The 24,545-nt window shown below is 31.9% G+C and carries 17 protein-coding genes, 1 tRNA gene and 1 pseudogene; 4 read left to right on the plus strand and 15 right to left on the minus strand.

The genetic code is table 11. The annotated features are described in order from the left end of the window. Positions 1 to 1,093 precede the first annotated feature (1,093 nt). The 6 genes from GOY07_RS04155 to GOY07_RS00925 all read right to left on the minus strand — a co-directional run bounded on the left by GOY07_RS04155 (position 1,094) and on the right by GOY07_RS00925 (position 7,451). Positions 1,094 to 1,249: a hypothetical protein gene (locus tag GOY07_RS04155; RefSeq protein WP_218938974.1), complete on the minus strand. Its 156-nt coding sequence runs from the start codon at positions 1,247 to 1,249 to the stop codon at positions 1,094 to 1,096. A 219-nt stretch (positions 1,250 to 1,468) separates the two neighbouring features. Continuing rightward, complete coding sequence (gene lon, locus GOY07_RS00905; protein ID WP_175837505.1) at positions 1,469 to 3,928, minus strand: endopeptidase La; 2,460 nt, start codon at positions 3,926 to 3,928, stop codon at positions 1,469 to 1,471. Between the two features lie 15 nt (positions 3,929 to 3,943). After that, positions 3,944 to 5,224 carry an ATP-dependent Clp protease ATP-binding subunit ClpX gene (gene clpX / locus GOY07_RS00910; protein WP_175837507.1) on the minus strand — a complete coding sequence of 427 codons (1,281 nt, stop codon included), beginning with the start codon at positions 5,222 to 5,224 and terminating at the stop codon, positions 3,944 to 3,946. Positions 5,225 to 5,253: 29 nt separating this feature from the next. Then, entirely contained in the window at positions 5,254 to 5,850 is a 597-nt protein-coding gene (gene clpP / locus GOY07_RS00915; protein WP_175837509.1) for an ATP-dependent Clp endopeptidase proteolytic subunit ClpP, read from the minus strand. A gap of 11 nt (positions 5,851 to 5,861) precedes the next feature. After that, positions 5,862 to 7,208: a trigger factor gene (gene tig, locus GOY07_RS00920; protein WP_175837511.1), complete on the minus strand. Its 1,347-nt coding sequence runs from the start codon at positions 7,206 to 7,208 to the stop codon at positions 5,862 to 5,864. 161 nt (positions 7,209 to 7,369) lie between these two features. After that, positions 7,370 to 7,451: transfer RNA gene (locus tag GOY07_RS00925), tRNA-Leu, on the minus strand. A gap of 139 nt (positions 7,452 to 7,590) precedes the next feature. Between GOY07_RS00925 and GOY07_RS00930 the strand changes: the two genes are divergently transcribed. Continuing rightward, positions 7,591 to 8,181, plus strand: a complete 591-nt coding sequence (locus tag GOY07_RS00930; protein ID WP_175837512.1) for a BON domain-containing protein — start codon at positions 7,591 to 7,593, stop codon at positions 8,179 to 8,181. A gap of 57 nt (positions 8,182 to 8,238) precedes the next feature. Further along, the gene (gene gshB, locus GOY07_RS00935) at positions 8,239 to 9,174 is read left to right on the plus strand and encodes a glutathione synthase (RefSeq protein WP_175837514.1); all 936 of its coding nucleotides are present in this window, start codon (positions 8,239 to 8,241) and stop codon (positions 9,172 to 9,174) included. Here the strand turns inward: gshB and GOY07_RS00940 are convergent. Beyond that, positions 9,159 to 10,190 (minus strand): UDP-N-acetylglucosamine--N-acetylmuramyl-(pentapeptide) pyrophosphoryl-undecaprenol N-acetylglucosamine transferase, encoded by a 1,032-nt coding sequence (locus GOY07_RS00940; RefSeq protein ID WP_175837516.1) that lies wholly within the window; start codon positions 10,188 to 10,190, stop codon positions 9,159 to 9,161. The genes gshB and GOY07_RS00940 overlap by 16 nt on opposite strands. 1,207 nt (positions 10,191 to 11,397) lie before the next feature. Here GOY07_RS00940 and GOY07_RS04495 point away from each other — a divergent pair. Beyond that, positions 11,398 to 11,529, plus strand: a complete 132-nt coding sequence (locus tag GOY07_RS04495; RefSeq protein WP_256359456.1) for a hypothetical protein — start codon at positions 11,398 to 11,400, stop codon at positions 11,527 to 11,529. A 1-nt stretch (position 11,530) separates the two neighbouring features. On the opposite strand, the gene lpdA (GOY07_RS00945) is transcribed toward GOY07_RS04495, so the two are convergent. The 5 genes and pseudogenes from lpdA (GOY07_RS00945) to surE form a co-directional block, all read right to left on the minus strand. After that, the gene (gene lpdA, locus GOY07_RS00945) at positions 11,531 to 12,916 is read right to left on the minus strand and encodes a dihydrolipoyl dehydrogenase (protein WP_175837518.1); all 1,386 of its coding nucleotides are present in this window, start codon (positions 12,914 to 12,916) and stop codon (positions 11,531 to 11,533) included. A gap of 469 nt (positions 12,917 to 13,385) precedes the next feature. Beyond that, positions 13,386 to 14,307, minus strand: a pseudogene (locus tag GOY07_RS00950) (IS630 family transposase). A gap of 367 nt (positions 14,308 to 14,674) precedes the next feature. Beyond that, the gene (gene lpdA, locus GOY07_RS00960; RefSeq protein ID WP_175837519.1) at positions 14,675 to 16,063 is read right to left on the minus strand and encodes a dihydrolipoyl dehydrogenase; all 1,389 of its coding nucleotides are present in this window, start codon (positions 16,061 to 16,063) and stop codon (positions 14,675 to 14,677) included. Further along, positions 16,056 to 17,165 (minus strand): outer membrane protein assembly factor BamB family protein, encoded by a 1,110-nt coding sequence (locus GOY07_RS00965; RefSeq protein WP_175837521.1) that lies wholly within the window; start codon positions 17,163 to 17,165, stop codon positions 16,056 to 16,058. The genes lpdA (GOY07_RS00960) and GOY07_RS00965 overlap by 8 nt, the downstream gene beginning before the upstream one ends. A gap of 889 nt (positions 17,166 to 18,054) precedes the next feature. Continuing rightward, positions 18,055 to 18,807: a 5'/3'-nucleotidase SurE gene (surE, locus tag GOY07_RS00970; RefSeq protein ID WP_175837523.1), complete on the minus strand. Its 753-nt coding sequence runs from the start codon at positions 18,805 to 18,807 to the stop codon at positions 18,055 to 18,057. Between the two features lie 204 nt (positions 18,808 to 19,011). Here surE and ligA point away from each other — a divergent pair, with 204 nt between their 5' ends. Further along, on the plus strand, positions 19,012 to 21,075 hold the full coding sequence (ligA, locus tag GOY07_RS00975) for an NAD-dependent DNA ligase LigA (RefSeq protein ID WP_175837525.1): 2,064 nt from the start codon (positions 19,012 to 19,014) through the stop codon (positions 21,073 to 21,075). Positions 21,076 to 22,534: 1,459 nt separating this feature from the next. On the opposite strand, the gene GOY07_RS00980 is transcribed toward ligA, so the two are convergent. From GOY07_RS00980 to GOY07_RS00990, 3 genes are all read right to left on the minus strand, one after another. After that, the gene (locus GOY07_RS00980) at positions 22,535 to 22,738 is read right to left on the minus strand and encodes a hypothetical protein (RefSeq protein WP_175837527.1); all 204 of its coding nucleotides are present in this window, start codon (positions 22,736 to 22,738) and stop codon (positions 22,535 to 22,537) included. Between the two features lie 267 nt (positions 22,739 to 23,005). Then, positions 23,006 to 23,596, minus strand: coding sequence for a CvpA family protein (locus tag GOY07_RS00985; protein WP_175838477.1), 591 nt, complete (start codon positions 23,594 to 23,596; stop codon positions 23,006 to 23,008). Positions 23,597 to 23,646: 50 nt separating this feature from the next. Beyond that, positions 23,647 to 24,243 carry a riboflavin synthase gene (locus tag GOY07_RS00990; protein WP_175837528.1) on the minus strand — a complete coding sequence of 199 codons (597 nt, stop codon included), beginning with the start codon at positions 24,241 to 24,243 and terminating at the stop codon, positions 23,647 to 23,649. Positions 24,244 to 24,545 lie beyond the last annotated feature (302 nt).

The raw sequence follows: 24,545 nt of genomic DNA on the forward strand, positions 1-24,545 counted from the left end.
TTTTGCTCATCTAATACCAATTTTCACTGCACAAAAGGAACGAGTAGATAGTAATGAAAAAGAAGCCATATTGAAGTAAGTAAAATAGCGAGATTTAAACAAAAATAACATTGAAACCAAAATTATTGGATAAAAAATTCGTAGAATCAGCAAAAAGAATATTGAATAAAGCTGAAATAACGTATATGCTCAAAAAAAACAAATGCTGTAATTGCAGCAAAAAAGCCTAGTATAACAGGGCATAACAAAAATATATTTTCTTTTTAAGAATGAGACTAACTGCATAAATAAAGCACTTAGAATTTGGAAGAGAAAAAAAATTGTTGCCCTTACTCAAGGTTGTAGAAAAACTAAATTGAATCAGAATTAATTTGAACAAGTTGAAGCATGGATATAAGGAAATTTTAGTTTTACCATTAAAGAAATGATACTAATCTCACTGTTAATAGGTCCAAATAGTGACATTGCAAAGTTGTTTAATTGTGGAGTGAAGAAGAAAGGCAATAATAAATTTGTACAAAGTGCTCTTAAGCAAGGCAATTGTATTATAAACTTTATAGAGATATATTCATATAATCAGTGTTGAATATTCGATGCAAATAAGCTGAGACTCTTTTCATTTTTAAGATTAACTGTTGTGCTATAGAGGTAAAAATTTTGTCTACCTAATTTTACTTTAATTTGTGTTCTAACACCCTTTTTTAAACCGCCTGTATCCAATTTTCGAATGTGTACCAAGCTGTGATTCATCGAAGAAAAATAATTCTTATTCAGGGTACTTATCAATAAGCTCATTAAGTTTTTTTAAACTCTTTTTATCTATCTTATTATGAATTGGCCTTGACTGTAATATACGAAAATTTCATTTTCTCATATTATAATATACTGTAGTCTTGCTGACATCTAAGCTAAGTTTTTCCTAAATTCTTATTCTTATTTTTTAATAAAAATATTGAGATTTTCTTGTCTCCATGCTTCAATTTATTCAAATTGATTCTAATTCAAATCTAGTTTTTCTACAACCTTGAGTAAGGGCAATAATTTTTTTCTCTTCCAAATTCTAAGTACTTTATTCATGCAGTTAGTGTCATTCTTAAAAATGAAATATATTTTTGTTATGCCCTGTTATATTAGGCTTTTTTGCTGCAATTACAGCATTTGTTTTTTTGAACATATGCGTTATTTCAGCTTTATTCAATATTCTTTTTGCTGATTCTACGAATTTTTTATCCAATAATTTTGGTTTCAATGTTATTTTTGTTTAAATCTCGCTATTTTACTTACTTCAATATGGCTTCTTTTTCATTACTGTCTACTCGTTCCTTTTTTGTGTAGTGAAAATTGGTTAAACAACTCTGCAATGTTACTTATTTGACCTAATAATAGTGAGAATTAGTATAACAACTAATAGCAAAACGCCGGTACTGTTTATTATAGTAAAAATACTATATATTCAAATAGTAGTGTTTCAATGTTTGAGCATTTCTAATTTAGGAAAATCATCTTCTCTATTTTTTATAGAGGAAGAAGGTGCACTGCTTTCACTATTACTTTCAATTGGAGTAGTAGGCCGTATTAAAGCAATTTTTACAACTTCATCAATGTTCTTAACAAAAACTACGTTGACCTTTTCTTTAATATTTGCTGGAATTTCTTGTATATCCTTTTCATTTTCGCTAGGTATGATCACAGTTTTGATCGATCCTCTGAGCGCTGCAAGTAACTTTTCTCTTAGTCCTCCAATAGCTAAAACTCTACCACGTAATGTCACCTCACCTGTCATAGCAACATTTTTGTTAACTGGTATGTTTGTCATAAGAGAAACAATAGACGTACATACTGCACTACCAGCAGAAGGACCATCCTTTGGTACAGCACCCTCAGGTAGATGTAAATGTATATCATTATTTTGGAATTTTTTAGGTTTTATACCAAAAAACAGACAATTTGATCGAATATAACTATATGCAGCCTTTATAGATTCTTGCATGATCTCTCCAAGCTTTCCTGTGTATTTTATTTCTCCCTTGCCAGGAATTAGGACTGATTCTATCATTAAAATATCACCACCTGTTTCAGTATAGGCAAGTCCAGTTACTACTCCCACTAAATTATCTTTTTCTGCAGTACCAAAGGTGTATTTACGCACTCCTAAATAATCTTGTAAGTCATCAATTCTTACAGATATCTTCTTATTTTGACCTGCTAGTATTTCTTTAACTGCTTTTCTCATGAGCTTTGCAAGCTCCCTTTCCATACTACGGACACCACTTTCACGTGTATATAAGCGTATCAATTCATATAGTGCATCATTAGTTATGCTCCATTCTTTCTGACGCAAGCCATGCTCTTTTTTTAATTTGGGAATTAGATGATGTTTAGCAATGCTAATTTTTTCATCTTCGGTATAACCAGATAATTGTATAACCTCCATCCTATCACGCAAAGGGTGTGGTAAATTTAAACTATTTGCCGTAGCTACAAACATTACACTTGAAAGATCAAACTCAACTTCTAAATAATGATCAGTGAAGTGCTTATTATGTTCAGTATCCAAAACTTCAAGCAATGCAGATGCAGGATCACCACGCGAATCAGAACCCATCTTATCTATTTCATCAAGCAAAAAAAGTGGATTACATGAATTAGCTTTTTTCATATGCTGAATGATTTTGCCAGGCATTGAACCAATATAAGTTTTTCTATGGCCACGTATCTCAGATTCATCACGTACACCACCAAGAGCTATGCGGACAAAGTCCCTTCCTACTGCCCTTGCCATAGACTTAGCTAAAGAAGTTTTACCAACACCAGGTGGTCCAACTAAACAAAGTATAGGACCTCTTATCTTTTTTACTCTCTTTAATACCGCTAAAAATTCTATTATCCTATCTTTTACTTTCTCTATACCATAATGATTTTCATCTAGGATCTTTTTAGCTGCATTTAAATTAATCTTCGTATCTTTGTACCTTCCCCATGGCAGATCAAGCAACCAATACAGATAATTAGATATAACCGTAGCTTCAGGAGAAATAGGATTCATTTTTTTATATTTCTTTAACTCAGTCATAGCTTTTTCCTTTGCTTCTTGAGAAAGCTTTGTTTCATTTATCTTTTTTTCAAATTCATTTATTATATTTCCATCATCCCCATTCTCAAATTCGCCAAGTTCTTTCTGTATGGCTTTTAACTGTTCATTAAGGTAGTAAACTTTCTGAGTGCTTTCAACTTGTGACTTAATCGTTTTACATAAACGATTTTGTGCGTTTAAAATACTTATTTCTCTTTCAATAAAAGCAAAAGCTTTTTCTAAACGCTCTCCCAGATCATAAGTTTCAAGTATACTTTGTTTATCTGATGCTTTTATATTTAAATACGAAATTACCGTATCCACAAGTTGATCAATTTCTTTAATTTGCTCAACAGGATTAACAATAATTTCAGGATGATTTTTTTTATTTAGTTTACACCAGCTATCAAACGCATTTATAACAGCACGCCTTAAAGCTTCCAGATCAACATTATCCTCACTTTCCTCACATTTATGATAACTATCTAACTCTACTCTAGCTTGTAGTAAAGCATGAGAGTTAATATACTCTATAACTCTTCCCCTCCTTATTCCTTGGATTATAACTTTTACTGCATTGTCAGGTAATTTTATCAACGGATGTACAATATTTGCCAACACACCCACTCCATACAGATCTTTTGGCTCTGGGTTATCAATAGAGCTGTCTTGCTGTGCTACGAGAAAAATCTCATTTTGACGACTGCAATTATTAATTGCATACTCTAGTGCATTAATAGATTTTTCCCTGCCTATAAATAAAGGTACCATTATATTTGGAAAAATTACTACATCTCTTAAAGGTAATACTGGCAATGTAGCAAAACCAGAATCTACAGCACATTCAACGTTCATAATACATGTCTCAAGTTAATCATTAACTGTTATAACATTGCCCTTGTTATTATGATTAATCACTGCTTTTCCTAGTTCTACCATTTCCTTAGTGATTATTATTGTACTGCTCTCAAAGCCTCCATTTCCAGCTGTATACATAACATCAAGTAAAAGTGATTCTAAGATAGCACGTAACATTCTTGCACCTGTTTTATAACTCATTGCTTTTTCAGCAATAGCAGATATTGCTTCATCTGAAAATTCAAGATTTACCTTGCTAAAAGCAAGTAGAGCTTTATATTGCTTTATTAGTGCATTTCTTGGCTCTACTAATACATGTACTAAATCTTCATGATCTAGCTCATCTAAAACAGCAGTTATTGGAACCCGCCCTACGAATTCTGGTATTAAACCAAATTTGATCAAATCTTCAGGTTGAACATCATGCAAAGCATTCTTTTTCTTTTGCTCTTTAGATTGACTTATATCTGCTCCAAAGCCAACTGACGTTCCCTTTTTTCTTGCTTCAATAATTTTATCCAGACCTTCAAAAGCTCCTCCACAAATAAATAATATGTTGTTGGTATCTACTTGTATAAACTCTTGTTGTGGGTGTTTTCTTCCACCTTGTGGTGGAACATAAGCAACTGTTCCTTCCATGATCTTGAGCAAAGCTTGCTGAACTCCCTCACCTGAAACGTCACGTGTTATTGAAGTGCTTTCAGATTTTCTTGTAATTTTATCTATCTCATCTATAAACACTATACCACGCTGTGCTTTTGCAACATCATAATTTGCAGCTTGCAATAGACGTGATAACACGCTTTCCACATCATCACCTACATAACCTGCTTCGGTCAAAGTTGTTGCATCAGCCATAGCGAATGGTACATCTGAAACTTTAGCAAGTGTTTTGGCTAGTAAAGTTTTACCAGAACCAGTAGGACCAATGAGCATCACATTCGATTTTTCAATTTCAATATCACTTATAGCATTAAATTGTGCCATGGACTGACAATGGTTATACATAGCCACAGACAAAACATATTGTGCATGCTCTTGACCTACAACGTGCTTGCTAAGAAAATTTTTTATATCTTCAGGCTTTTTTAGTAACAACTTCACATCAGATATATAATCTGAATGAAAAGATCCACCTTTTTTTTGACTTATTGCTTTATGGGATAATTCTATGCACTCATTGCAAATAAACACTTTTAAACTGTCGGAAGAATTAGTAATCAACTTATCTACTTCGTTTTGTGCCTTGTTACAAAAAGAACAGTAGTGTAAATCATCATTGTTGTTATCCATTAACTCACCTTTTGTTCAATTTTAATATTCTAGACTTTAATATCTTTACGCTCAGCTATTACCCTATCAATCAAGCCAATTTTTCTTGCTTCTTCAGGGTCCATGAACTTATCTCTTTCCATCATTACTTCAATTTTTTTTAGTGAATTTCCAGTATGTTTTTCATAAATCTGATTCAGTTTTCTCTTAACTCGCAAAATTTCATTAGCATGTATTTCTATATCAGTTGCTTGGCCCTGATAACCACCAGATGGTTGGTGTATCATAATCCTTGAGTGAGGTAAAGAGTAACGTTTACCTTCTGTGCCAGCTGCAAGTAATAAAGAACCCATAGATGCAGCTTGACCTATACATAAAGTTGAAACATCTGGCTTTATATATTGCATTGTATCATAAATTGACAAACCAGCAGTTACAACACCACCTGGTGAATTAATATACATATAAATATCTTTATCAGGATTCTCCGATTCTAAAAATAAAAGCTGTGCTACTATTACACTGGCCATATTGTCTTCAACAGGACCAGTTACAAAAATTATCCTCTCTTTTACTAACCTAGAATATATGTCATAAGCACGCTCACCACGACTAGTTTGCTCAATTACAATTGGTATAAGAGTCATACCTTTTTCTACTAAATATTATTTCCAAATAATTCCTTTAACTCTTTCACAGAAACAACTTGCTCTTCTTTATTCACTTTTTCTATTATGTAATTCGTAACCTTATACTCCAGAGCTTGCCCTCTAACTAACTCTTGAAATTGTCTGTCTGACTTAAAATGCTTTAACACTCTATCAAATGGCACATCTTTACTGGTATATTGAGTTATAATGACATTTAAAATATCATTCTGAGTTAACGATATCTTGTGCTCTGTACTAAACTTCATAAATAACATTGCAAGTTTTACACGCCTTTCGGCTTCTTTACAAGAATCATCCTTAGAACCTAATTCACTTCCCACTCTCTGTTGCTCCTGTCTTACTACATCTGTAGGTAAATCAAAGCTATAATTAGCACCTAAATAGTCAAATAGCTCCTTCTTAACTAAGAGATCTCTCATTTTTTTACACTGATCACTAATTACTTCCTTTGCATGATTTTTTAGTGAAGAGTAATCTTCAAATCCAATTTTCTTGGCCATTTCATCATCACTTCCAAAATCTTCAGCAACTTGAATATCATTAACTAGAACAGAAAAATTAGCCTCTTGTCCAGCAAGGGAAATAACTTGATAGTCTTTAGAAAATTTTAATTTAAAACTTTTTATTTCCCCTTTTTTCATACCAGTTAATTGATCTTCAAGGCCATCAATAAATGTGCCAGACCCTAAAATAACTTTAAAGTTTTTATTGCTCCCACCCTGAAAAATCTTGTTCCTAATTCGTCCTTCAAAATCAATTACCAATTTGTCTCCATTTTTTGCCTGGTAAGAAGGATCATCAATAGAAACAAAACTAGGGAATCTTATTTTTATAGAATCGACAAACTCTTTTATATCCTCCTCTTCAATTTTTGCTTCAGTTTTCTTCAAGTTTATCTTATCAAGATCTATTACCGGTACTTCCGGCATTGATTCAAAAGACAGTTTGTACACAAAATTGCTCTTCTCAGCCTTTTCGTTCAGATTTGGTAACGATATAATATCAACCTTAGGACAAAAGTGAGACTTTACTTCAATTTTTTTCATTAAATCACTTGAGCAATAGTCAATTGTATTATTTACTACATATTCTAAAGCTTCGTTCTTATAATTTTTAACAACAAGATCGTAGGGCATTTTTCCAGATCTAAATCCAGGCGACTTTGCACTTCTTGCTATTTCTTGTAGTCTAGAATTCACTTTTTGTTCTATACAATCGCTACCAATCGTGATTTCATACTCGTGCTTTAATTTATCTACACTGAGTTCCTTATAAGTATATATACTACTTGATGTATCTACTTCGACTGCATTTTGAGATATACTGCTAGACATTATAATCCATTTATCAACATTTTAATTTATATTCTAACAAAGTCATTCTATCAGAATTTAAGTTAAATACAATCTTTAAGAACAGGTTTTTTCATACAATTATAAAGTATATCTAGTAATTAGAAATTTCTTCTTAAAACCTAAGTCACATGATCTTAAAGTGCGGATAGAGGGACTTGAACCCCCATGAGCAAGCTCACCAGGACCTAAACCTGGCACGTCTACCAATTCCGCCATATCCGCAAAAATCTTTAGCATTCTATTATAGTGCACATTATTAAAATATTCAAGATTTAAAGTCTTACTTAATTTATGATATTTACACAATCAAAAAAGCTTATTAACATTTCTTAGTGAGAGCTCTAAATTCTAAAAACGAATAATGAGATTAATAATAAGTTTATCACTTGCAATTTTTCTGATCACACAGAGTGGCTGTACGACCCTTATGATAGGGGGTGTAGTGGCCACAGCGACAGCAATAACAATGCAAGATAAATCTTTGGGAAATATCGTTGATGATACAACCATGGCTATTAGAATAAATAAGGAACTCTTAAAACATGGGCTATTTTCATCTATTAAGGTTAGAGTAAGTGAAGGAAGGGTATTGCTTATTGGGAACGTTGATACTCCTGATAAACAACTCACAGCAGAAAAAATAGCTTGGCAGCAAAAAGAAGTTAAAGAAGTGATAAATGAGATAAGAGTGACACCAATTCAAGCTACTTCCATACTTGACACTACTGTAGATGGCATGATAACGGCAGAAATAAGAACAAGACTTCTTGGGAAAAGAAACATCAAATCAATTAACTATAGCATTAATACAGTTGAAGGAGTTGTTTACTTGATGGGTATAGCCCAAAATAAAGCAGAATTAAAAGCTGTAACAGCAATTGCAAGAAAAGTAAAGGGAGTAAAACAAGTTGTGAGCTATGTACGATACAGACATAGCAAGTTGCGTCATTAACGAACTTCTTCAAAACTTAGTTTCGATAGTAATTTTTATGTTAAAAGTAATATGCAAATGAGAGTAGCTTTTCAAATGGATGAAAATATAAATTTTGAAATTGATACTACATTTGCATTAATAAAAGAAGCGCAAAGAAGGAAGCATAGAGTTTTCGTTTATGCCCCTAGCAATTTAGCACTAAAGTTAAATCAGCCAATTGCCCTTGCTCAGAAAGTTAGTGTTGATGATTGCGGTTTTACCTCTAAAGAAAATGTGGCAATTAACTTAAATGAAATGAATATCATATTTATTAGACAGGATCCACCTTTTAATATGCGTTACATTACAACTACCTATATTTTAGAAAAAACTAGGGCATTGGTAATTAATAATCCAACAGAAATGAGAAATTGCCCTGAAAAGTTGATAACTTCATTATTTCCTGAACTAATTCCTCCAACTTTGATTACTGAAAATATATCAATGATCAGAGATTTTTATTATGATTACAGAGATATTATTTTAAAACCATTGTACAGCTATGGAGGAAGCGATGTAATAAGAATACAAAATGAAAATACTATTCAAGTAGTAGTGGAACTCATGATCGCAAAGCATGAATGTCCTGTAATTGCACAAGCGTTTTGCAAAAACTTAGAGAAAGATAAAAGAATATTGTTGATGGATGGTCAACTAATTGGAGTAATGAAACGAGTTCCAAGAATTAGTGGAGAAATCAGAACAAATTTGCGACTTGGAGCAAGTTTTGAACAAGCTGAAACGAACAGTAGAGATGACGAAATATGTAACAAAATTGGTCCTGAATTAAAGAAAAGGGGGCTAATATTTGTTGGTATTGATATTGTAGATGACTTTCTTCTTGAAATTAACACAACTTCACCCACAGGGGTAGTTTATATTAATAAATTATATAATATATCACTAGAAAAAGACCTATGGGATGTATTTGAAGAAAAAGCCAGCAACCATATTCATCAACCAAGTTTGTGAATCACTATTCTAGTAAATTCAGTAACCCCATTCTTTATCTTTACTTTCTTAGTATTATTAGCCATATCACATAGTTTTTGAGAATCACTTAATAGATTAACTAATAACTTCGCTAAATTCTCTTTTGCCTCACTATTTTGCTCAACTATTACAGCTGCTCCAGAATCTTTAATACATTTCGCATTATAAAATTGATGATCGTCCTTTGAGTAAGGGTAAGGAATATATATAGCAGGGCGTCTAGCAAGAGTGATCTCTGCTATTGAAGTTGCACCTGCCCTGCTAATTACTAAATGAGCATTAATTAATCTACTTCTTATATCATCAAAAAATTCACTCAATTCACAACTAACCTTTCCTTTTTTATATAAGTTCCATATTTTATTCATATTTTTCTTCGTGCATTGCTGCACTACTCTAATATTCTTTTTCATTTCAATAGGTAGGTTACAAATTACGCTACTTACTACATTGTCAAAAAAATTTGCACCTTGGCTACCTGCTATGATTAATAAGGTTAGGACTTTCTCACTGCCAGAATGGCTCTTTGCTTTTATATCAATAAAATTTCCTATATAAACACATTTGTTGCCCTTTGCATACTTAGTTTCCTGGAAACTAGTCACAATTAATTCTGCATTATTGAAAAAGAATTTATTTACTCTTCCTAAAATTGTATTTTGTTCATGTAAAATTATAGGTATAGAAAGAACTTTTGCTGCAAAAAGAGTTGGAAAAGAAGCATAGCTACCAAAACCAATGACAAGCTTTGGTTTTAATTTTCTTATTTGATATAATGCTAACACACAGCTGTACATCAACAGGAGAAAAAACCTAAACTTACTGCCGCTCGGTTTACTTAGTGGCAGGATATAGTTCTTTACGTCAGTATTTTTATCTATTTTTCTATCAGTAAATAATATGCTATCGTATCCTCGCCTTTTTATTGCTCTTGCTAAGGTTATAGCTGGAAAAATGTGTCCCCCTGTACCACCTGTTGCTAGAATGATATCCATCTGTAAATAACAAAATGATGTTAGATTATCAACTATTATTTAATAATTTACACACAGAATCTTATTAATACCAATTCTCACTGCACAAGTAACGGATAGGTAATAATGGAAAGGAAATCATATTAAAGTAAGTAAAATAGCTAGGTTTAAATGACATTAAAATCAAAACTATTGGATAAAAAATCATAAAATTAACAAAAGAAATGCTAAAGGAAGTGTGAAGTAACGTATATGTTGCAAAAAACTAAATGCTGTAATTGCAGTAAGAAGTACAGCATAACATGCATAGTAAAAACATGTTTTATTTGAGAAACAGTACTAATTGCATAGATAAAGCGCCTAAAATTTGGAAGAGAAGAAAAGTTATTTACCCGTCAACGTTATAGAAAAACTAGATTGAGTCAAGTTAACTTGAACAAGTTGAAGCATGAATACAAGAAAGCCATAATATTACTATTTAAAAAATAAGAACAAGAATCCAGAAAAACTTGGCTTGAATGTCAGTAATTCTACAGTAATATACAAAAATGAAGTTTTCGTATACTACGTCAAGACCAATTTACAATGAACAAAATAAGGTAGACAAGAAGAATTAAGAAAACTTAATGAGACTATTGGTAAGTGTCCTGAGCAAGAGTCATTTTTCTTTGATAAATTGCGGTTTGGCCACATATTCGAGAGTTAGACATGGATAGTTTAAAAAAGGTGTTAGAACACTGGTTGAAGTAAAATTAGGTAGACAGAATTTTTTCCTCCTACGATATAGTAATCTTAGAAGTGAAGATAACTCTAGCTTATTTACACAGAATGTTAACACTGATTATATGAATATATTTCTTAAATAAGTGTTTGTAATATGTAAGAACGCGATAAGTCTTTCTTATCATGGATTATATCAGCTAGAATAAGTTAAAAAATTTAAAGACACCAAGAATATAGAGATTATATACTTATCACTATATTCACAAGAGTTCAATTTCATTGAGGGGCTTTAATTGTGTATAAAATAGGAGATTTGGGTAATGAAGTCTATAATAAAGTTTCTTTACTTGAAAGTGCTTTGTGCAAATTCATTACCTCTCTTCTCACTCACTTCACAATTAAACAACTTTGCAATGTTGCTTATTTGAGTCACTAACAATGATAATTAGTATTAGATAGTAAAGAAAAAAGCCTAGAATGCCTAAAACCAGAGAAAAAACATAAAGTGAAAGAAGCAGCTGCATGGTTGAAAGAAGGTATAAAAAGATCTGATGCTAGCAATCAATCTGTTGGAATTAAAGTATCAAGTCAAGCTACTATTCAAGATATTGATAGTCTAAAAACAACTAAACGTTGATTTAACTATTTAACGACTCATTATCTGCAGCAAGTACTGATTCGTATATCATCTCTGAAAGAGTTGGATGAGGAAAGATCGCAGACTTTATGTCACAGTCTGTTCCTTCTAGCTGCTTCACAAGGACAAAATTGCTAATTAACTCTGTTACTTCTGCTCCTATCATATGAGCTCCAAGAAGCTCCCCTGTTCTTTTATCCATAATCACCTTTACCAACCCTTCAGTTTCACCAAGTGAAATAGATTTACCATTAAAGTTGGAATGAAACTTTCCTATTTTTATATCATATCCATCTTTTATTGCCTGTTCTTCAGTAAGGCCAACACTTGCTATTTGCGGATGAGAGTAAGTGCAACTTGGTATGCATTCTTTTCTTAACGCATGAACATTTTTACCAGCGATTTTTTCAATGCAAATCACGGCTTCGTGGCTTGCTTTATGTGCTAAACACGGAGGACCAGCTACATCACCTACTGCATATACGTTCGATTCATCAGTTTCATACCATTCATTTGTTTTAATAAAACCAGAAGTACTTAATTTAATTTTTGTATTTTCTAGACCTATATTTTCAGTGCTTGCTTGAACACCAACTGCAACAATTACCCTATCAAACTCTCTGCTCTCACCACTGCTTAGTTGTACTTTGATAGAGTCCTTACTTTTAGTAAAGGCTTTTACACTACTGTTTGTATATATTTTTATTCCCTGTCTTATGAATATCTCTTGCGCTAAATTTGAGATATCTTTATCCTCTAGCGGCAAAATAGTATTTTTTACCTCTATAATCGTTACATCAACCCCAAAAGTACTATAAAAACTTGCAAATTCTATTCCTATCGCACCAGATCCTATGATTAGCAGCGATTCTGGCAATCTATTCTTGGTTATAGCATGCTGTGCATTCCATACTAAATCTCCATCTGCTTCTATTTCAGGCAGATTACGTGCTCTTACACCTGTTGCTAAAATAATATGTTTAGAAGAAATTTCTTGTTCCTCTTTATCATTAGAAACTTTTATAGTGCAGTTACCTGCAAGTTTACTAAAACCTTGATAAGCTCTAATGCCGTTTTTTTTTATCAAATACGCAACACCGCTTGACAATTTACCAACAATGTTCCTTGAGGATTTTACTATAGATTGTATATCAAAGCTTACATCCTTTACTTTTATACCAAATTCTTCTGATCTTTTTATAAGTCTATAGACCTCGGACGCTCTTAGTAGAGATTTTGTTGGTATACACCCCCAATTTAAACATATACCACCTAAATTTTCTTCCTTTTCAATAATTGCAGTTTTAAACCCAAGCTGTGCTGCTCTAATTGCTGCTATAAAACCACCAGGACCACTACCTACAACTACAATATCATACTCATTCATTAACTTACTTGTATTCAAAAAGCTATATATAACAGATGGAACTTGTGCAATCAATAGCGTATTACCTCTTGCACCTAAATAGCTAAAACTAGGATCTAGCTCTTTTTAGTCACAGAAACAGGGCTAAAAACTACTTGACAAGCCTTGCTATTTTTCTTACGCTATAAAATTAGGCTATTTTATTTCTTTCTTAGTTTTTGTGCAGATTAAAACGAAAAGGAGGTCTTATATTTGGTGTACTATTACTTAATTTTCTGCATTATATGCATCATATTTCTTTATAAAATTTTAGGTTTTTACTTAATTCAAACTGAAACGCACTTTATAAAGTGTTTAAGAAATCACTTAACGTCAAATTTTTAAAATTAAAGAGCTAGTGACTAGCTACTACATGGCTTTTCTTTCCCTTTTTTCTATTTAGTAAATTTCTTAAATATTATAATTTATACCAATTCTCATTATTAGTGAGTCAATAAGTGACATTGCAAAATTGTTTAATTGTGCGATAAGAAAGAGAGATGATAAATTTGCAAAAGTGCTTTCAAGCAAAGTAATTCTATTATAGACTTTATTATGTAAAATGTTCTGTTTAGAATATAACTAAAGTCTCTTAATAGGATTAAGTTCAAGTGAGTAGTGGTAAGTATATAATCTCGATATTTTTAGGTACCTTTAAGTTTTTTGACTTATATCAATTAGCACAATCCATGATAAGAAAGGCTTCTTAGTTCTTAAATACTGTGATATTTGTGTGAGAAATATATTCATATAATCAGTATTGATATTAGATGCAAATAAACTAGAACTAGCTCCATTTCTAGGATCTACTACTCTGTAGAGACAAAAGTTTGTCTACCTAATTTTACTTTAATCTGTGTTCTAGTGCCCTTTATAAACATAAATATCCAACTTTTGAATATGTGCTAAACTACGATTCATCAAAGATAAATAATTTTTGTTCAGAATACTTGCCAATAAGCATTAAGTTTTTTACCTTTTTCTGTCTACTTTTATCCTGTTCATTGTGAGTTAGTCTTGACATGATACATGAAAATTTCATTTTTGCATGTCACGGTGTACTATAAACTTGCTGGCATTCAAGCTAAATTTTTTCTTGACCTTATTTTATTTCTTTAATGGTAATATTGTGATTTTCTTGTATCCATACTGCAATTTATTCAAATTGACCTAGATTCGATCTAGTTTTTTATAACGTTAAGGAGTAAATAATTTTTCTTCTTTCTCAAATTTTATGTGCTTTATTCATAAAGTTGATGCTGTTCTTGAAATGCAGCATATTTTTGCTACGGCTGTTATATTGTGCTTTTTGCTGCAATTACAGCATTTAGTTTTTTTTTAACGTGTATGTTATTTTACACTTTCTTCAATATTTATTTTTCTAATTCCACAACTTTTTCATTCAATAATTTTGGTTTTAATGCTATTTAAACCTCGCTATTTTACTTACTTCAGTATGGCTTTTTTCTCATTGTTGTCATCTGTTTCTTATACAGTGGAAATTGGCATAAATTCTTGCGTTTACACCTCTTGTAAAGCGAAAACTAAATTAACTTCTGAGCTCCAGGCGCACTCAATTTTTCCAAAGAGCTAATATTTACTTCTTCACCAATGTGAGAGCCAAGAAAATTGATAAAATCTTTCAAATGTCTCATATATGATCCTGAAGTATTGGTGAATAAGACCTGCAACATCTTAGCTACTTATACTAATTTTTAATGATTGAACATAAGTCCACAGTTACTTTTTAAAGAAAGCATCTATGCACGCATCACGAAAAGCTTCGTTTATATCAGGATGAGAGTGACAAATCCTATATATATCCTCTGCTGCTGCACCATATGCCATTGCCACTGCTGCTTCATTAATTAGCACATCGGCATATGCACCTATGATATGCACGCCTAATATTGTATCTGTTGTGCTGCAAGTTAACACTTTCACGAATCCTTCAGCATCATCAGTAATTTTTGCTCTGCCGTTTGCAGCAAATTGACATTTACCAATTTTATACTTTCGATCAGCATTTTTCAATTCTTCTTCGTTCTTGCCAATTGAAGAAACTGCAGGGTAAGTGTAAATGACCGAAGGTATAATTTTATAATTAACATAAGGAGATTGCCCAGCTATTATCTCTGCAACTGCCACTCCTTCTTCTTCTGCTTTATGAGCAAGCATTGTTCCATTGATCACATCACCAATGGCAAATATTCCTTTCATATTAGTTTCATATCTATTGTTGACTTGAATAAAACCATGGTTATCTTTCTCTATTTTTTTATCGATACCAAGACCTTCGGTGTATGGTTTACGTCCTACTGCAATGAGCACCTTATCAGTTTCTATAGTACTTGTTTGATCATCTTTAACAGAGTAAACTTTTACACTCAAAGAATTACTGTTTTGTTGTATTTCCTCAACTTTAGTGCTAAGCAAAAATTTTATTCCTTGTTTTTGTAAACTAGAAAGTAAAGACTTACTTAATTCTTTATCCATTGTTGCAGCAATTCTATCGAGAAATTCTACTACAGTAACTTCAGATCCTAGCCTGCTCCATACGGAAGACATTTCAAGCCCGATTGCTCCAGCTCCAATTACAACTAGCTTTTTTGGTACTTTAGTTAAGAATAATGCACCAGTGGACGAAATAATATTTTTTTCGTTGATGTTGATTCCTGGTAAAGAACTGACGTCTGAACCGGTTGCAATTACTATGTTTTTTGTCTTTAATACTTTTTCTTTAACTGAAACTTCAAGACTATTTCTCTCAAAAGAGATAATTTCTCCAAAACCGTTGATTTTAGTGATTTTGTGAAGGTTAAACAGATAATCTATACCTTTTCCAAGCTCTTGAACTTTGGCATTCTTGTACTCTAGCATTTCTTTTAGGTTAAAACTTATATCTTTGATTTTTATGCCAAGTTTTGGCAAGCTATTTTTCGTACGAACATACTGATAAGAGGAATAAAGTAATGTTTTAGATGGTATACATCCAACTCGCAAACACGTGCCACCAAAAATGCTATTTCTATCTATACAAGCAACTTTTAATCCAAGTTTTGCAGCAGTAATAGCACACTTATAGCCACTTGGACCGCCACCTATAATAATCAGATCATAATCAATCATAAGAAATGAACCTATTTTCTAAAGAATAAACGCCATTTCCTTCAGTTGTTACGTATACCTTGCCATGGGTAAATACTGGAGTATGAAACATATTGCTCGGTATTTTAATAATTTCTTCTGCACTTCCAGATTCAAGAAAAGCAAACATTAACCCTTTATTACTTGTAACCCATAGCGTATGAGCATACATAACTGGAGCAAATAATTGCATATTTTCTATTAAATTAGACGTCCAGACTTCTTCTCCATTTTGTATATCAATACAAATTATTTTGTTATCTTTAGTCACTATAAAAATTCTACCACCGTCCTTCTGTTCCTTTGCAGAGATAAGCTGACTATAACATGACTCAATATCTGATATGCTTTTTACTTCTAGTGGCTTGGACCATAAAATATTTCCTGATTTTACATCAATACCATAAATGTAAGAGTTATTTGTAGCTATTAAAACGTTTTTACACACTCTTGGTGTGGTAGTTATATCTGTGAACGGTGTATCCAAAAAGTTTGTAGCTAATTTTTGGTTCCACAATTTTTTACCATCTTTATTAAAGGCTATTAGTTCACCATTTGAAAAAGGTGCTATTATTTTATTATTGGAAATTGCTGGCGATATGGAGTATATACCTTGTATCTCATTGATACCATTTTGGTAATTCCAAGTAGCACTGCCATCTTTTACATCGAATGTATGCAGATAGTTATCAATAGTCAAAACTATTAATTTATTGTCTATTACTACTACTTTTCCTCTCGCAGGAGCTCTTAGCTCTTTTTCCCATTGGATCTCACCAGTTTTTGCATCTATTGCGTGCAGAACATTATCTACTACAAAGAAAACGTTTCTTCCATAACTCGATAAGCTCATGTTACCAATCTTTTTTCTGTACGGAAGGTGTAATTTCCAGTTTATAAACCTTGAATTGTCAATATCAAAAGAATATAAGGTGCCATGCTTATCTGCTAAAATAACACTATTTTCTGCGAGTACTGGGGCTACATACCCTTGAGATAATTTTTTATCCACTAAATTTATTCGTTCACTTGCCATTGTGTAGCTGCTACACAATAATACTATTATAACAATAATTACTTTCATTGCTTATTGAAAACAAGATTTATTAATATACATACTAGAAATCTTAATTACAACGAAAATGTTCTTGTTGTATGTAAAAATATAGGATTTTTTGTGCAAGAAATCAGTTCATTTTTTACAGAGATAAAGGTTTTTAAATTATCAGTATGACATACGAGAACTTACACCATTTATTATGTTTAACAAGTTGACTCATCTTTAATGATGATATTAGTTTTTTTGTATCTATACTTCAACTTGTTTAAATTTAGTCTGATTCAATCAGATTTCTTTGAGATGTTGAGCGAGTAAATAATTTTTCTTCTTTTCTAAATTTGAGGTGCTTTATCTATGAAATTGGTGTTGTTCTTGAAATTTAGCTTATTTTTGTCAAGGCTATTATATTATGCTTTTTGCTATAATTACAGCATTTAGTTTTTTTGCAACATATGAATTATTTCGACTTCCTTCAGCATTTTTTTCTAATTCCCAACTTTTTTATCCAATAATTTTAATTTCAATGCCATTTAAACCTCGCTATTTTACTTAAGCATGGCGCTTCTTTTTCATTATTATCTATCCGTTCTTGTGCAGTGAGGATTAGTATAACTATCAGACTGAAGATATAGATATCACTCATGTATTACTACTAGCATAAGTGTAACTGAAATCAGGCAGCTTTACAAAAAATTTATGGATGATGATATTTTTTTGCTTATCAGATAAGCTCTAGTATTAATCTTCTGCTCTCTTTAAGTATATGACCCCAGGATATGAGGTATAATAAGTAAGAAAATTATGATATTTTCTTTATTTGCTAAAAACTTCAACTTGCCCCCAATAAAGGTACAAAGTAATTGTGTCTAGTTACTGCATGTTATTCACTGATGAAAGATTTACAAATGTTTTTTTAATTAACTATGGAGGAAAATTCCTCTGCATAAGAATTTTTCATAGCATTCAGTGTATCATAATCCGTAAAATCTAATTTTATTGGTGTAATGGTAATAAATCCTTCTTTGATTTTGCCAACACTACCGCTACCTGAATATTCTCGAGACCAATTTAAACTTAAAGAACCATCAGAATTTTCAGTGAAAGTTAAGTCCCCATCAATGTTATATTCACCTTGTTCAGCAAATTCTACTCCTTTTACTTTTTCTATAGCAGAAAAATTTATGCTCATCGCTATATTTTTAGGCCAACCAATTTTAACTAGTTTAGCGATGACCTTTGGTGCAAAGGCCTTTGTATTATACCAGTTTATTCCACCATGATATGCTTGACTTAATGCAATAGAAGGTATAGATCTTGCAGCACCTTCCATTACAGCGCCGATTGTTCCTGAGTAACAAACATCATCTCCAACATTTGACCCAATGTTTACTCCAGATAATATTAAGTCTGGCTTTTTATCCATAATCTTATTTAGTGCGATAATTACACAATCTGCAGGGGTGCCAGACACACTGAACTCCTTTTCACTGTGTTGGTTTATTTTAATAGACTGCTTCACTGGATAATCAAGAGATCTTGCCGCTCCGCTTCTATCAGAATCTGGTGCCACTGTCCAAATTTCTGATGAAAAATTTCGTGCAACCTCTTTAAGTAATTTTATTCCTTCACTTTCGACACCGTCGTCATTTGTTATTAATATTATCATGTAAAGTTTTGTATAGCTCTAAAGTTATGATAAATAATTCCGGTCATCGATTGCAAATAAATACATCACTCTTAAATTGTTTAACTATCTGCAACTTCTTTTGTTATTTCTCAGTGCTTTATCGAGTACTATATGCTGAGTTGAAGAAAATTTGCGACTTGAAACGCCAAAATTAATATGGCATTATGTTGATGTAATTTGAGCATGGCTGATTTAAAAAAGATGATAGAAGAGCTTACTAGACTGCGAGATCTGGTCAATTATCATGATATTTTATATCACCAAAAAGATAAACCAGAAATCACTGATGCTGAGTATGATAAGCTGAAGCAAAGGTTAGTTGAAATGGAAATCCAACTTCTGGGAAGATGTGCAGCACAAGATGGTGTTGGTGCTGCGCCTGATAAGAGATTTTCTAAGATAAAACATCAAGAACCTATGCTCTCTCTTGAAAATGCTTATGATGAGCAAGGTGTAAGGCGATTTTTGTCTAGAATAAAGAGATTTTTAATTGAAGAAGAAATAGAGGTGTTTTGTGAACCAAAGATTGATGGATTATCATTTTCTGCAGTTTATGAAGATGGAAGCTTTGTTAAAGCTGCAACTCGAGGCAACGGTTTTGTAGGGGAAGATGTCACGCGTAATGTTGCAACAATAAAAGGTTTTCCCAGATTTTTGCAAGGTGTACAAGGTAGGTTAGAAGTAAGAGGTGAAATATACATCAATAACAGTGACTTTTTAGAATTAAATAAAAACAATGAATTTGCTAATCCTCGAAACGCAGCTGCTGGTTCTTTAAAGCAATTAGATGCAAGCATTACAGCAAGTAGACCATTGAAGTATTTTGCTTATTCTTTAATCGGTGGAGAAGAGAAAAGTCAGAGTGAAGTACTAAATAGGCTTGAGGTACTTGGTTTTTGTGTAAATGAGCAGCGGTTCTTGACGAGTAATCTGAATGGAATGCTAGAATTTTATAATGAAGTTTATTATTGCCGTTATAATTTGGATTATGATATTGATGGAATAGTCTATAAGGTAAATAATTTGGCACTACAAAATCGTCTGGGAATTACTCACAAGGCACCGCGTTCAGCACTTGCGTATAAGTTTTCTGCAGTTTATGCAAAGACAAAGTTGAACAGAATACTTATACAGGTGGGTAGAACAGGAATATTAGCTCCGGTTGCAGATTTAGTGCCAGTCAACATTGGTGGGGTGCTGGTAAGTAAGGCAAGTTTGCATAACCAAGATGAAATAAAACGTAAAGACATAAGAGAAGGTGATATTGTAACAATCAAAAGAGCTGGAGACGTGATTCCTCAAATTGTTAGAGTGGATAATAAAGGTTTTCGTCGCGCAAATGCACCTGAATTTGTATTTCCTAAGGTATGTCCTGAATGTGGTGGTAGAGTACAGGCTGAAGGGGCAGCAATAAGGTGCTCTGAAGAGTTAACTTGTAGAGCTCAAATAATAGGAAAATTAAAGCACTTTGTATCGAAGGATGCATTTGATATTGTTGGCCTTGGTGAAAAGCAGATAAAGTTTTTTTATGACCTTGGTTTGATAAAACAAATTCCAGATATTTTTAACTTAGAAAGAAGGTTGAATAAGTTTAATCTGGAAGAACAACCTGATTGGGGCGAAAAGTCAATAGCTAATTTATTAAATGCTATACAAAATAGAAGGATAATAACTCTAGATAGGTTTATATTTTCTTTAGGTATTAGATTTGTTGGCAGAGTTGCAGCAGAACTACTTGCAAAGTATTATGTTTCTTATCCTAATTGGAATAGTTCAATGCTAAAACTATTATCAAAAGATACTGAGATAGGTGTAGATGGTATAGAGAAGAAAATAGCTAAATCCTTTAGTGATGAGCTAGTGGGCATAGATGGCATAGGGGAAAAAGTGGGTGAGTCTTTAAAATCTTTTTTTTCTAAAGAACATAACATCAAAATGTTAAAGGATCTTACTGATTATCTTCAAATCCTTTCTGTTAACTCCAACTCTGGTGATTCTGTTTTAAATAATAAAGTCATAGTGTTTACCGGTAAATTACTTACAATGAGCAGAGAAGAGGCGAAAGTAAGAGCCAAAACTCTAGGAGCAAAAATTAGCTCAAATCTTTCTGCTAAAATTGACTATCTAGTTGCAGGAAAAAAGCCTGGAACCAAATACAAAAGGGCAGTGGAATTAGGTGTAGGAATTTTGAATGAAGACCAGTGGTGCAGAATGATAAATTCAGAAATGTTATACTCTACTTCTTAGGTAGTATATGTGTTTTAATATTAATTTTTATAGATAAGCAAGGCTAATTGCTAAGTTAAAGTTGTAGGCATTCTTTAATTGGCTTATTATCCTATTTCTAGGATTTAGTGCAACATTGTAAATCATACAAGAGTTCTTATTGGGTAGACCTGTTTCTACAACGTTAGATCTCTTGCATGGTTTTTGATAGTGTATTGTGTATAATACCAGTTCTAATTGTTAGTGGATCAAATTATGGGACATTGTAAAGTTGTTTAATTGCCGAGTGAGAAAGAGAGATGGTAAATTTGCACAAAAGCGCTCTCAAGAAAAGCAACTATATTATAGCCTTTACTGGCTAGAATGTTCTATTTTATATACAACCAAAGTTTCTCAAAAGGATCGAGTTCTGGTAAGTATGGTGTAAGTATGTAATCTTGATATTTTTAGGTACTTTTAAATTTTTCGACTTATATTAACCAGCACGATCCATACCAAGAAAGGCTTCTCGTGCTCTTAAATATTGTAACATTTGTTCAAGAAATACATTCATACAATCAGTGTTGACATTCGGTATAAATAAACAATTAGAACTCTCTCAATATTCTTAAGATTAACTGCACTGTAGAGATAAAAAATTTTTCTATCTAATTTTACTTTAACTCGTATTCTAATATTAATTTTACTATACAAGAAGTGAGTAGGCAATAATGGAAAAGAAGTCTTACTGAAGTAAGTAAAATGGTGCATATGTTGTAAAAAAATTAAATGCTATAGTTATAGCAAAAAGGCGTAGTATGCTAGCTTTAGCAAAAATATATTGCATTTTATGGACAGCGCTAACTGCATAGATAAAGCACCTAAAAATTTAGAAGAGAAGAAAGATTATTTACTTCTCCCAATGTTGTGAAAGAACTAGCTTGAATCAGCGCAAACTTGAATAAATTGAAATATGGATATAAAAAAACTGATATTACCATTAAAATAATGAGAATAAGAATCCAGGAAAAATTTAGCTTAAATGTCGGTAAGTCTACGGTATACCATAAATATGTAAAAATGAAATTTTCGTATATTATGCCAAGACAATTTATAATGAATAGGATGAAGGTAGACAGAAAGAGTTAAAAAAAACTTAATGAAGCTATTAGTGAATATCCTAAATAAAAGTCATTTTTTTTGATAAATCGTGATTTGGCACACATTCGAAAGTTGGACATGGATAATTTAAAAAGAGCATTAGAACACAGGTTAAAGTAAAATTAGATAGAAAAATTTTTTATCTCTACAGTGCAGTTAATCCTAAGAATATTGAGAGAGTTCTAATTGTTTATTTATACCGAATGTCAACACTGATTGTATGAATGTATTTCTTGAACAAATGTTACAATATTTAAGAGCACGAGAAGCCTTTCTTGGTATGGATTGTGCTGGTTATAATATAAGTCGAAAAATTTAAAGGTACCTAAAAATATCAAGATTACATACTTACACCATACTTGCCAGAACTCGATCCTTTTGAGAAACTTTGGTTGTATGTAAAATAGAACATTTTAGATAATGTTTTTACTATATCTGCTGTACTGTGCTTTCTTGCTACAATTACAATGTTTAATTTTTTCGCGTATGCGTTATTTCGTACTTTCTTTAGTATTTTTTTTACTGATTCTACGATTTTTTTCATCCAATAATTTTAACTTCAACGCCATTTAAGACTCGCTATTTTACCTACTTTATTAGGGCTTCTTTCCCATTGTTATTTACCAATTCTTTGTACAGTGGGAATTGATATTCTATGCTAGAAATATTATAATACACTGATTGGGGAAATTGTTGATTAGTCTGTATAAATTTTGAATTGTAGTGTGATAAAGTCTAGTCCAAAACTTGGAAAGCAGATGATATAGAACATTTCCAAAAAAAACCGCCAATTTCTGCTAAAGCTTGGGTACTATTCTTCTTTTTTGTTATCTTCAAGCTTTTCTTGATTAGTCATTCCCTTGCCAATATCTTTTATTTTTAGTATCAACGACTCTGGTACATACATATCAGCTATATCTTCTACTGTCACAAATAAAGCCTGATAAGAATAAGAATTTATTATCCAATTAGGCAGTATATCTTCTGCTTCTATTTTTGACTGTTCTTCTTTTTTATTATGCACTATGTAGCAATATAAGTATACAGCAAGAAATAGTATATAGGAAAGCAGTATACCTCTGAGTGCTCCAACAAAAATTCCAGTCGCTCTGTCAATTAGTCCCAGCCTTATAGGTGCTAATATGTACATTAGCCAGTTATTTATTATCATAAATATAAGATTAAATATAATAAATACAGAAATTGTAGAAAATATGTTCTGCATAGCTTTGGAGTTAAAATATTTGCTATAATTTATAGTGAAGAAGTCATAGTGATTTGCTGTGAGAAAGACCGATAGGAATAAAAATATTAGTGCGCATAATTCTTTTATAAAACCTCTAGTTATTGAGGTTATTACGCATACAATGATAATAAAGATAATAAGACAATCGAAAAGCATACTATAATGATTTTCAAAATATAATAATTGCAAACAACAACATTGTAAAATTAATTGTATTTATACTGCATTAGTTGGTCTAAATACCGAGCAATTATGTCAACTTCTAAATTTAAATGATCATTTACTTTATTATATTGAAAGGTTGTATTTTGCCATGTATAGGGAATAATATTTACGGTAAACTCTCGACTAGTAACTGAATTTACTGTGAGAGAGACTCCATCTAGAGTTACTGATCCCTTTCTTGCAACGAATTTAATTAATTCTTGTGGGCAGGATAGCTTGATTTCATAAGAACCCAAATTTTGATTAATTGTTAAAATTTTCACTATTTCATCTACATGACCCTGGATCAGGTGGCCATCAATCTTGTCACTTAATCTCATTGCTTTTTCTAGGTTTATTTTTTTTCCCACCTTCCATGCATTTAAGTTAGAAACCTTCATAGTTTCTTGAGATATTTGAACTGTAAATACATCGTTAATTATGGTAACAACAGTTAAACACACGCCAGAGCAAGCTATTGAATCTCCTTCATGTATAGAGAATAAATCTTGTGCCTTAATATGAAAGATTTGGTCAGAGTTAGAATAGATGGTAGTATTGATTATAGTTCCAATATTCGTAATAATCCCTTTAAACATTATAGTGAAAATAAAATCATTTTATCACAAACAATCTTTTAAATAGCTCATTTCTATTTTTCAAGCGCGAAAAAGAGGATCGTTTTTACTTATTCGTTTAGTAGGTTTTACTGAATATTTATACCGATTCTCATTGTTAGTGGATTAAATAAGTGACATTGCAGAGTTGTTTAATTGTGAAGTGATACTGATTTCTGTTATGTAAGAGAAGGATGACAATAATGAAAAAGAAGCTATACTGAAGTGAGTAAAATAGCGAGATTTAAGTGGAGTTAGAATCAAAACTATTGGATGAAGAAGTT

Origin of the sequence: Wolbachia endosymbiont of Litomosoides sigmodontis, assembly GCF_013365435.1 — a bacterium.
Classification (GTDB): domain Bacteria; phylum Pseudomonadota; class Alphaproteobacteria; order Rickettsiales; family Anaplasmataceae; genus Wolbachia.

Excerpts from the sequence above, each read along its gene's own strand:
- lon (WP_175837505.1), bottom strand. The coding sequence starts at position 3,928 with ATGAACGTTGAATGTGCTGTAGATTCTGGTTTTGCTACATTGCCAGTA.
- clpX (WP_175837507.1), bottom strand. The coding sequence starts at position 5,224 with ATGGATAACAACAATGATGATTTACACTACTGTTCTTTTTGTAACAAG.
- clpP (WP_175837509.1), bottom strand. The coding sequence starts at position 5,850 with ATGACTCTTATACCAATTGTAATTGAGCAAACTAGTCGTGGTGAGCGT.
- tig (WP_175837511.1), bottom strand. The coding sequence starts at position 7,208 with ATGTCTAGCAGTATATCTCAAAATGCAGTCGAAGTAGATACATCAAGT.
- GOY07_RS00930 (WP_175837512.1), top strand. The coding sequence starts at position 7,591 with ATGAGATTAATAATAAGTTTATCACTTGCAATTTTTCTGATCACACAG.
- gshB (WP_175837514.1), top strand. The coding sequence starts at position 8,239 with ATGAGAGTAGCTTTTCAAATGGATGAAAATATAAATTTTGAAATTGAT.
- GOY07_RS00940 (WP_175837516.1), bottom strand. The coding sequence starts at position 10,190 with ATGGATATCATTCTAGCAACAGGTGGTACAGGGGGACACATTTTTCCA.
- lpdA (WP_175837518.1), bottom strand. The coding sequence starts at position 12,916 with ATGAATGAGTATGATATTGTAGTTGTAGGTAGTGGTCCTGGTGGTTTT.
- lpdA (WP_175837519.1), bottom strand. The coding sequence starts at position 16,063 with ATGATTGATTATGATCTGATTATTATAGGTGGCGGTCCAAGTGGCTAT.
- GOY07_RS00965 (WP_175837521.1), bottom strand. The coding sequence starts at position 17,165 with ATGAAAGTAATTATTGTTATAATAGTATTATTGTGTAGCAGCTACACA.
- surE (WP_175837523.1), bottom strand. The coding sequence starts at position 18,807 with ATGATAATATTAATAACAAATGACGACGGTGTCGAAAGTGAAGGAATA.
- ligA (WP_175837525.1), top strand. The coding sequence starts at position 19,012 with ATGGCTGATTTAAAAAAGATGATAGAAGAGCTTACTAGACTGCGAGAT.
- GOY07_RS00980 (WP_175837527.1), bottom strand. The coding sequence starts at position 22,738 with ATGAAAAAAATCGTAGAATCAGTAAAAAAAATACTAAAGAAAGTACGA.
- GOY07_RS00985 (WP_175838477.1), bottom strand. The coding sequence starts at position 23,596 with ATGCTTTTCGATTGTCTTATTATCTTTATTATCATTGTATGCGTAATA.
- GOY07_RS00990 (WP_175837528.1), bottom strand. The coding sequence starts at position 24,243 with ATGTTTAAAGGGATTATTACGAATATTGGAACTATAATCAATACTACC.